Origin of the sequence: Sulfuricurvum sp. MLSB (genome assembly GCF_000747095.1) — a bacterium.
In the GTDB taxonomy this organism is placed as follows: Bacteria; Campylobacterota; Campylobacteria; order Campylobacterales; family Sulfurimonadaceae; genus Sulfuricurvum.
Window position 1 is genome coordinate 1 of the sequence record NZ_JQGL01000105.1, and the last position, 10,081, is coordinate 10,081.

At 50.2% G+C, this 10,081-nt stretch carries 11 protein-coding genes; all 11 read right to left on the reverse strand.

Going from position 1 to position 10,081, the window contains the following annotated elements:
* Positions 1 to 1,428: OprD family outer membrane porin (locus JU82_RS07660; RefSeq protein WP_294892544.1), on the reverse strand; the 1,428-nt coding region annotated here is incomplete at its 3' end.
* 40 nt (positions 1,429 to 1,468) lie between these two features.
* A complete protein-coding gene (soxB, locus tag JU82_RS07665; protein ID WP_037948971.1) occupies positions 1,469 to 3,235 on the reverse strand; it encodes a thiosulfohydrolase SoxB in 1,767 nt (588 codons plus the stop codon).
* Positions 3,236 to 3,245: 10 nt separating this feature from the next.
* Entirely contained in the window at positions 3,246 to 4,019 is a 774-nt protein-coding gene (gene soxA / locus JU82_RS07670; protein WP_037948974.1) for a sulfur oxidation c-type cytochrome SoxA, read from the reverse strand.
* Between the two features lie 3 nt (positions 4,020 to 4,022).
* Positions 4,023 to 4,349, reverse strand: a complete 327-nt coding sequence (gene soxZ, locus JU82_RS07675) for a thiosulfate oxidation carrier complex protein SoxZ (RefSeq protein ID WP_037948977.1) — start codon at positions 4,347 to 4,349, stop codon at positions 4,023 to 4,025.
* 44 nt (positions 4,350 to 4,393) lie between these two features.
* Positions 4,394 to 4,864, reverse strand: a complete 471-nt coding sequence (gene soxY, locus JU82_RS07680) for a thiosulfate oxidation carrier protein SoxY (protein ID WP_037948978.1) — start codon at positions 4,862 to 4,864, stop codon at positions 4,394 to 4,396.
* 18 nt (positions 4,865 to 4,882) lie between these two features.
* On the reverse strand, positions 4,883 to 5,404 hold the full coding sequence (gene soxX, locus JU82_RS07685) for a sulfur oxidation c-type cytochrome SoxX (RefSeq protein WP_037948981.1): 522 nt from the start codon (positions 5,402 to 5,404) through the stop codon (positions 4,883 to 4,885).
* A 77-nt stretch (positions 5,405 to 5,481) separates the two neighbouring features.
* Positions 5,482 to 6,648, reverse strand: a complete 1,167-nt coding sequence (locus JU82_RS07690) for a HAMP domain-containing sensor histidine kinase (protein WP_037948984.1) — start codon at positions 6,646 to 6,648, stop codon at positions 5,482 to 5,484.
* Positions 6,645 to 7,241 carry a response regulator transcription factor gene (locus JU82_RS07695; protein WP_294892547.1) on the reverse strand — a complete coding sequence of 199 codons (597 nt, stop codon included), beginning with the start codon at positions 7,239 to 7,241 and terminating at the stop codon, positions 6,645 to 6,647. The genes JU82_RS07690 and JU82_RS07695 overlap by 4 nt, the downstream gene beginning before the upstream one ends.
* Complete coding sequence (locus tag JU82_RS07700) at positions 7,238 to 8,365, reverse strand: cache domain-containing protein (protein ID WP_037948991.1); 1,128 nt, start codon at positions 8,363 to 8,365, stop codon at positions 7,238 to 7,240. The genes JU82_RS07695 and JU82_RS07700 overlap by 4 nt, the downstream gene beginning before the upstream one ends.
* A gap of 6 nt (positions 8,366 to 8,371) precedes the next feature.
* Positions 8,372 to 9,433 (reverse strand): flagellar biosynthesis protein FlhB, encoded by a 1,062-nt coding sequence (flhB, locus tag JU82_RS07705; protein ID WP_037948992.1) that lies wholly within the window; start codon positions 9,431 to 9,433, stop codon positions 8,372 to 8,374.
* A 10-nt stretch (positions 9,434 to 9,443) separates the two neighbouring features.
* The coding region (gene nadC, locus JU82_RS07710; RefSeq protein ID WP_294892550.1) for a carboxylating nicotinate-nucleotide diphosphorylase at positions 9,444 to 10,081 on the reverse strand (638 nt) is incomplete at its 5' end.

The following is a 10,081-nucleotide window of genomic DNA, read 5'->3' on the forward strand; positions in this document are numbered from 1 at the left end:
CGTGGTTGCACCGACAGCCGGATCGGCATCAACGGTCGCAAAACGGAATTTGAATTCGGTATTCGGAAGCGTTTTAAACGTCTGCCATGCATCGACGTGGAAAATATTACGATCGGTAAAACCGGAAGTCGCCGCTTTCGCGTCATCGAAATTCATATTTTCATAATCGGCCGCTACTTTCAGCCCGGGAACTAGACCCGCTTTTTCGAAATCATAGGCGGCTTTAACGGCCCAGTTTTTGGTATTCGCGATCCAGTCTACCTGCGCCATGGAACGAGTATAGCCTCCCGTAGGGAATCCGCGCCACGGTGCGATGATATCGGCATCATCAGAAACTTCAGAGTATCCTGCAGAGAGTTCTAGCGGACCTGTAGCCGCTACCAAGCGAGCCATGATGATACTACCGTCGACGTTATCGCCGTTTTTATAACCTTTTGAAGCCGCGTTCGCCGCCGTTACTGTACCACTGAGTGAAGCACCGCCGATCTTGCCGGCACCATCGTCCATTTGGCGCAGATAACGGACACCCGGAGTTACCGTCCAAGAATCACCTGCTTTGATTTTGTAATTGGCTTCGGCTACAGCGGTATTGAAGAATCCGTTCAACGCAACATATTCCGCATTCAATTTGAGATTCGGAACAGAGGTATTTTGAGCGGTTACCAAAACCATTTCTGGGTCAACATCGCCAGCCCCTCTGCTTCGGATGTTTGCCGGAGTCAAACCTTTGTGAACACCGGAGTCATCGTTTTCATTGTATTTTTCATACGCAATAACGCTGTGGAAGCTTTGGTGATCCCGAAGTTTTTGGGCCATGATGTATCCGGCACGCAATGTCGTACCTGGAATATCTTTGTTCTCTATGACGGCTGCTTCGAACGTGTTGGGAATCATTTTCGTATCGTTGGTTGCCAGCATGATGCTATCGATCCCTTGGCGCCCAACTTTAACGTTCGTTTTACCGTTTTTGTATTCCAAATACGCTTCGGCAAAATTCCCCATTGCCCCTTCAGACCCGTCAGCACGAGTATGGTAAGTGTCTTTACCCGCTTTACCGTAGTTGGTCGTACCGGTACCAAGAGTATTGTCGTTGTGTACTGGAACCGTGCCGTAGAATCCTGCCGTAGCACCGAAACCGTGGAAGTAACCGGTTTTATAAACGAGACTGCCGCCCAGACCCCACATGTTGTTGTCTTGAACAGCGCTGTTTTCGTTTTCCCAATCCCACCAGAACATATTCGAGCGGAGACGTCCGTACACTTCGCCTTCGGTAAACATTTCAGTGATCGAGTTCACTTCGCCCGGTACTTTGGTGTATTCAATCTGATAATTTCCCTTTACGATACGGTCTTCGCTTTTGAGCGCGTACGCCGACGTAGAAAGTACACAGACCGCTGCGGCCGCAATACTAAGATTAACCAATTTCATCATTCACTCCTTAAGTTGATAGATTACAGAAAGAGTGCTTTTAGCACCCTTTCGAGCCTTTTTTCGGACATCCGCAGTTGTAATCCATAATACGGACGTTACTGTTGCCGCTGATGTTGACCGTTTTTTGACGACGGATGTATTCTGCCGTTACATCGTACACGGGACGGGTCAGCTGATCTCTCAGATTCCGTCCCGCATTTTGCAGATTGCCCCCCCAGGAAGAGACTTTGTAGGTCTTGTTATCGTCAAGCGCCTTGCCCCCTACCATGAGATTGCTGATCCGTTTGCCGCCGGCAGCTCCGATCTTGATGTCGTACGTGACATTGCCCAGACGGCTCATGTCGCCCCCTTGCTGATAGAGGGGATTGGCGTTGAAAACGTTGTCCGCGATGTCTTCGAGAAGATGGCGGATCTGCTGCCCTCCCAATTCGAACGTATAGACGTTGGGATAGGTGATTCCCGTCATCTCATAGACGTTGTCCATCGTGATCGGATCGCCGCCGAGAACGGTGGTCCCCCAGCGGTAACCCGGCGTAAACGAAATATCCGAGTCCATCGCGCTAATGATCGAATCGTTGATCAATTCGTCGAACGTCGAATGGAACGTATCGCGTTTGTACAGCGTATTTTTGGTCATTCCCAAAATCTCGCCGAACTCTTTGTCAAACGGCGAATACAGCTCTGCCACCAGTTTTTCCCCTTCGGGGTCCGCCGGAATCAGATTGGACGCGACCGGGATCAGTTTGTACTCGTATCCTTTGACCTTGTGGTTTTGGATATCGATGTCCAGACGCCCGACGTATTTGCCGTGGCTTCCCGCGATCACGATGACCGTACCGTTGATAACGGTCGGACGGGGTGAGGGGTCGTGCGTATGGCCGCTGAGGATAAAGTCAATCCCCTTGACCTGACGCGCCACTTCCTGATCAACGCTGAAGCCGTCATGCGACAAGACGACGACGCAATCGACTTTTTCCTCTTTGCGAAGTTTGTCGACGTACTGCTGCAGCGTGTCCAGACGCAAACCGAAGCTCCACCCCTGCGTAAACTCTTTGGGGTTTGCCGTGGATGTAAACGGGAACGACTGACCGATAATACCGATCTTGGCACCGCCGCGCTCCATAACCGTGTACGGCTCGAAAATCAGCTCTTCGAAATCGTCGGCAAACGAATCGTCGCCGATGATGTTTTGGGAGATGAATTTCGCATTCAGCATCTCGATGAGCTGTTTGACCCGCTCTTTGCCGTAGGTGAATTCCCAGTGGCCGACCATGACGTCCACACCAAGGTAGTTTTGCGCCTTGACGATCGCTTCGCCTTGCGTTTTGAGAGCGACGCCGGTCCCTTGCCACGTATCCCCCGAATCCAGAAGAAGGACGTTATCGGCACCGCGCTCTTTTTTGATATGGTTGATGAGGGTTTTCATGTGCGAAATACCCCCCATTTTTCCGAATTTGCTCGCTAGGGCGTCGAAGTTCATATACGTATCGAAATACGCATCCAGCGTTTTGCCCTTCATGCCGTAATAGTTCAAAAACGATTCGCCGCACAAAAAGCCCGGTGTTCCGGTGAGGTTCGGCGCCGAAATCAGCGTAGAGGGCTCGCGCCAGTAAAGCGGTTTGATGTGGGCATGCATGTCGCAGATATGCAGCAACGTCACGTTGCCGCGGGCATTAAACCCGTAAATATCTTTGAGCGTGACCTCATCGGCACGTTTGGTACTGGATGCCGCCGATGCCGCTGCCGGAAGCCCAAGCCCCAGCGCGGCGGCGATCTGAAAAAAATCTCTGCGTGATAAATCCATCGTAAACCCCTTAGCGCTTCACGCTTGGGATGCTGATTGGATTGCCTTTGGTCTTGTTGGTGACGTAGACTTCCAGCGCGACCATTTCGCGTGATCCGAGCGGGATCTCAGCCAAAAGCGCATTTTTCATACATTGCTGCATCCGCTTGTCCAACGTTACCATCTGACTTTGCGTCATACGGTATGCCGGCCATGTTCCCGCCGCAGCGGTCTCTTTGGCACCCAGATCCGGCAACGGCTGCATCCGCAGACGCTGACCGACGATATCGGTGCTGTGGCAGCTGTTGCACGAAAGACCGCGTCCGCCGCGGCGCTCTTCAAATACCTGCTGTCCAAGTTTGTGCATCTCAGCCATATGTTTGTTCGCTTTAACGTCGATGGAGGTTTTTTGACCGTTTGCCAACGATTTGACGTACGCGGACATTTTAACCATCTCTTTGCTCTCGAGTTTCGGAACCGGTTTGCCGACAGAAGCCGCCGCCATTTGGATGGTTTGCGCCAGCGTGACGACCTTCTTGGCCGAATCGACATAACGGGGGAAACCGGCGATGTGTTTAGGAAGGTCTTTTTCTTTGACTCCCAGAACTTTCGCATACGCTTCGCTGCCGATCAAATCGCCGAACAGCTGTTCGCCTTCGGCAACATCCATCTCAGCCGGGTTGCTTTCGAGAAGTTCGGCATACATCGCTTTGTCGGCGTCGCTCATGCTGAGTTTTTCATCGGCATTGAGGATTCCGCACAAGGCTGCCGACAACGCAACGGCACATAATGTCACTCTACGCATTGCTTATCCTTTAGGAGTAATTTTCGCGGTACTCTCGACGCTTTGCCCTTTGTTGTCTTTGGCGACAACTTTGAGCGTTCCTTCACCCGGAACTTTAAAACTGATACTCATCAGCGGGTTGACCGAAAGCGATTCCCAGATCACCATTTTCGTAATCAGTTGATCGTTAAACATGAATTTCACTTCATCGATATAATGGGCCGGGATCAGTTGTCCGCTGTCTTTATCTTTGCGCATTCCGGTTTCCATCGGATGCATCGCCATAAAGTCGATTTTGACGATGTCACCGGCTTTGTAGTCTTTTGGTTTGATTTTGATCAGTGTTTTCATAATGTTGTGTCCTTATTTCTTTGCTCTAAAATACCGGTTTTTGATCAACCGCATCCGCCGATGGTTACTTTGACGTTTTGTTTCGCGGTGAGGAACGATCCGTCGCTCATCTCGGCGATTGCGACGACATCCTGAGTTCCGCCGAGTTTAACGCGTGTTCCGAAAAACGCTTCGCCGTTTGCCGGGGTCAGATAGATGTTCGCGCAGCGTACGTTTCCGTTTTTAGACGCCAATACGTGAATCGCTTTGACGTATTCTTTTTGCGTCATCGGGCTCTCAACCGTGACTTTGACGGGGACGACGGCACCGTTTTCCGCGATTTCAGGAGCTTCCATTTTGACTTTTGATGAGGCAACCAGCGCTTTTCCGCCGGTGATTGCGGCAACCGCCGTCTCAAATTTCATCTCATTCGGACCGACAACTTTTTTCTCATCTGCCGCACTTGCTACATGGGGCAACGCTACGGCACATGCCGCCGCCACTCCAAAACCTTTTAAAAATGATCTACGTTCCATTCTATTTCTCCTTGGATTTTATTTTTTGATAGCCATGATGTACGATGACAGATCGCACACTTCGCGCTCGTTCATCAGACCGTTGGTCATGTTGACCGTCATGTGAGTATTGGCATTGTCGATACGGGGATCGGCGATTTTTTGGTACACGAACTGGGCGTTGCGAACACCGCTGTCCACATACAAACCTTTGTAGTTGGTCAGATCCGGACCGATGTTGCCGTAACCGACAGCCCCCTCGATGTTGTGGCACGCGACGCAGTTGCCCATTTGCTTCTCTTTACCGTTCGGCAATGTTCGGCTCAATCCTTCGGGGGGGTTCTCTTTCGCGTCTTTACCGTTCAGATTATGAAAGATATATTTTCCGCGTGCAATCGCAGCAGGGTCGTTAGTGATGCACCCTTCGGGCATCGTATAGGCTTTTGCTGCCGGAAGGGCATCTTTTTTAAGAATCTCGGTCGCATCCGGACTCTCAATCACCTGCGATAAATCGGCTGCGCTCACAAGCGTTGCGATTGCTAGCATCATCACTTTTCGCATAGGCTCTCCTTGATCTATTTGTATTTCGAGGAGCATTGTAAAGCAGCACTGTAAAATTAATGTAAAAAAAGAAAAATTTAGCGCGGTAAAAAAATAGGGGCGTTGAAATGATACGAAAAGGTACTTCCTTGGCCGTATACCGAGTCGATATCGAGCTCGATCCCGGCCTTGTCGATGATCGATTTGACAATGTTCAGTCCGATTCCGAATCCGCCTTTGTCTTTATTCTCGCGGTAATAGCGTTCGAAAATACGCTCCACGTCCTCGATTCCGACCCCTTGGTCCTTGAAGCGCATGATGCACCCCTCGTCGGCACGTTCCAAAATCACCTCGATCCGCCCCTCTTCGTGCGAATATTTGATCGCATTGGAAAGATTGTTGTCGATGATTCGCTGCAGCTGCGTCGAATTGAATAGGATCGATACGCCCTCCTCGATATGAGGAACGATCGTGATATTTTTCAACGCGGCCACTTCGGCGAAATAATCGCACCGTTCTTTCAGGTATGCACTCAGATCGAGCGTTTCGTATTCAAACGAGAGACGTTCGTTCTTGATCAGATAGTCCATGTCGTTGTAAAGGGTCGCCAGGGTTTTCGTCGCCGCTTTGATCCGCTGAAGGTATTTGTTCTGAGGATTGGCACGATTGTACAGGTCAATATTGACGTTAATAATTGCCAGCGGCGTATTGATCTCGTGCATCGAATCTTTGATAAAGCGGTCCAAACGCTGGTTAAGACGCTGAAACGGCAACGCGAAACGATCAAGAAAGAAGAGAGAAAGGACAAAAATCAATGCGGTAATCGAGAACAGGATCATGACGACGTCCTGATAAATCTGGACATACGAAAGCTCTCCCCGAACCACCAGATAGGTGGCGTCAAAATAACGCCGTTCCGGAAGAGGCACGACGAGAGTCGCATATCCGTTCTCGATGCGATACCCTGCTTGCTGAACATTCAAAGGAGTCTTAATCAGGGTAAAGACAGGGTTAAAGTGGACATCGTACAATCCCGACTGAAACGACCGAAACCTCGGGTAATCAAACGCGGCTTGTTCTTTGGGATCAAATTCCTCCATGGCTCGCAGTATCAAATGCGATTGCCGCTTGAGTTTCATTTCATACTGAATCTCGTACACGTATTTCATATAGGTGACGTACACGTACGTCGGCACAAGCAGCAATACCGCCACCAGCATCGTATATAAAAAGGCGTTTTTGATCGCGTAACGGTTATCGTTCAAGTGCGCAAATTATTGATCTGGACGCGGATGTTGGCGGGATCGACGTATTCGCCCCATATCTCGTCCTGGAACATCTCGACCGAAACCACCTGATTGGTATGTTTGAGCATAACGGAGAAAATCTCTTTTTCGGTTTTCGAGAGGGCAATGCTCTCGCCGTTGTGGGTCAACGTGAAATTTTCGGTATCGTAGACCAGTCCTTCGCCGAAATCGATTTTATTTTCCCCTTCATGATAATAGCTTTTGAGCGCATGCATGATCCGCAATTGCAGCTCGGTCAGATCAAAAGGCTTGCGGATATAATCGCAGCATCCCGATTTGTACCCTTCCTGAAGATTCGATACGTCCACCATCGAGGTGAGAAAAATAGCCGGCGTTTTATTACCGTCTTTCCGAAGGCTCCGGAGCAGCTCGAATCCGTCCATCCCCGGAACGTTCACATCAAGCAAATACAGATCGTAATGGGTATCATAAATGGCGTCGTATGCCTTTTCGCCGTTGGAAAAACCGTCTACTTCAAATCCCATATCTTCCAAAAACTCGGTAATGCTGATGCGCAGCATGTATTCGTCTTCCAGCAGCAATACTTTCATCGAATCTCCCCTTTGATCTCTTTGGTCACTTTGTAATCGAGCATGATGCCGATCAGCTCTTCCTTCGAATACGCATTCAGCCTCTCGCGCGCTTCTTCCAAAAACAGCTCACGGTCTTCCGAGGCAACGACGTCTTTTAGGTAGAGCAGTTCTTTGTCATACTTGCTTTGAAACTGTGCGTTGTCAAGCGTTTTTTTTGTCATGACATCATACAGTTCGTTACGTGTGAGATGGATCAAAAACGAAATGTCCTCTTCGTCCGAATGGGCGTAAGTAGAGATTTGTTTGGGGGTAAGCGAAAAAACGAACGCACCGATCGTCTCCCCTTCCCCGTTTTTCATCGGTTCATAAAACAGATAACGCCCGCCGCTGTACAGAACACGCGAATGGCGCAGCGCCTTGAAATCGATCCCTTCTAGCAATTTCAAATCGCTTTGGGTGTATTTTGTATTCGCCAGAATATATTCCTTGCCGATGGCCGGATTCTCCTGCATAAAAACCGCCGTATTGAAAAAGCGGTCTTCCATCAGAATATACATATCGATTCCCAGACGTTCGAAATACTCCTGAGTCGATTCAAAAAACGAAACGACTTCGACAAACCCGATCATCTTCTCCGCATGATAAACCGGAACCGTTGCCTTTACCCCGAGTTTACGTCCCACTTCGATCGCGGAACGGGGCTTTTTATGATTTTGAAAATAAAGCAAATCGGGACGATGGAAATCCAGCGGCATCCCCGCATACGAGTTGTCCCAGCTGCGGGCGAAAATAACGTAATCGGCCGTAATGACCTGCGAACGTATCAGGGCATCCGTATAAAGTTTGATCGATTCCATCACCTCGGATAAAATCTCAAATCCCCGATCTTCGTCTTCTTGTTCCAGAGCGTCGCTCAGCGCCGTATTCTGGCTCAAGATCAAGGCATAGCGCAATGCGGAAGAGCGCTCCTTTTCCAATTGATTCTCCAAAGCCAGGGAAAGCTGGTCACTGAGCCGCTCCACCGTCTGGGAGGTTACTTTTTTCTCCAGATACCAGAATAACCCTCCCAGAATCGCCATAATGACCAAAAACACGGTGACAATGACTCGTTTATCGGTCAAAAGACGTACTATTTTTTCCATCACGCGCTAGCCCTTCCGTTTTTTTCCCATTTTGTACACGTACGCCAGCACTTCGGCTACCGCGGCAAACAGCATTTCGGGGATCGGGCGGTCAATATCGACTTCTTTGTACAACGAACGGGCCAACGGAGGATTTTGAACAATGTGCACCCCGTTTTCGCGGGCAACTTTCTTGATCTGGATCGCGATGTTGTCCACCCCTTTGGCCACGACGACGGGAGCGTTGTGCTTCGTCTCGTCATACACGATGGCTACCGCATAGTGAGTCGGATTGGTAATGACGACGTCGGCCGTCGGAACCGAAGCCATCATCCGTTTACGGGCGGCCTGAAACTGGATTTGGCGGATTTTAGCTTTGACGTGCGGATCCCCTTCCATGTTTTTCATCTCGTCCTTGATCTCCTGCTTGGACATTTTGAGCTTGTCAAAATACTGCTTTCGGGTCAGAAAAAGATCCGCAAGGGCAAAAATGAAAATTATGATGAGCATCACCGAAGCAAGGACGATCGCCTTGTCTCTGAGCCATTCCATCTGATCGCCCAGCGAAAACAGAGCGACGGTGGGAAGTTCTTGAATGTAGTACCAGAAGAAGACAAACCCGATTCCCATGGCGCTCATCGATTTGAGGGTGATTTTAACCGATTCCATCATTTTGTGGAGGGTGAAAAGGTTGCCGAATCCCTTAATCGGATCCAGCTTGGAGAAATTGGGGACCAGCGGTTTGGTCGTGAAATTAAATCCGATCTGCATGAGTGTTCCGGCCACACCGGCGATGGCGACGACCAGGCTGATCGGCAGCGCCATGATCACAAACTCTTTCATCGTCACCACGGCCATGTCAAACATCAGCTCGCGATCCAACGGCTGCGTCATGAGCGAGAGATAATAGCGCGCGAGGTTCAGCATGTGCTCGGCGATGAAGTTGAACATCATCAGCAATCCCAGAATCGCGGCAAACAAAGCTACGACCCCGACGATGTCCTGACTTTTGGCAACGTTTCCTTCTTCCCTCGCGTCCGAGAGCTTCTTGGCCGTAGGTTCTTCGGTTTTCTCCATATCATCGGCCATGAACTACCTCCTAGTTCATTTTCATCGACATATCGATCCACGCAGCCTGATGGATGAGAGAACCGGTGCTGATCGCATCGACTCCCGTTGCGGCATAGCTTTCGATCGTATCGAGCGATATGTTCCCGCTGGCTTCCAGCAAAACGCCCGGATAGCATTCGCGTTTGTACGCGACGATTTCAGCCAACGCTTTAGGCGGCATATTGTCGCACATCACGATGTCCGCCCCTGCGGCCATCGCGCGCTTGGCCATCTCCTCATCCTCGGCTTCGATTTCGATTTTGGACGTAAACGGTATCTTGCGGCGCGCTTCGTCCATAAAACTTTCGAGGTTTTCGATGGTTTTGAGATGGGTGTCTTTGAGCATCAGCGCATCGTCCAATCCCATGCGGTGATTCGTCGCCCCGCCGATACGGGTTGCGTATTTTTCGAAATTGCGCAGCAAAGGACGGGTTTTGCGGGTATCGAGGAGCTTCGTCCCGTACGGGGCAATGATATCGACATATTTACGCGTCAGCGTCGCGATCGAGCTGGCGTGCAGGAGCATGTTCAGCAGGGTGCGCTCAATCCGCAGCAGCGTATGCGAATCGCCGGAAAGCTCCATCAGAACGTCCCCTTTGGCGAAGCGTTCGCCGTCGTACCTGTGCC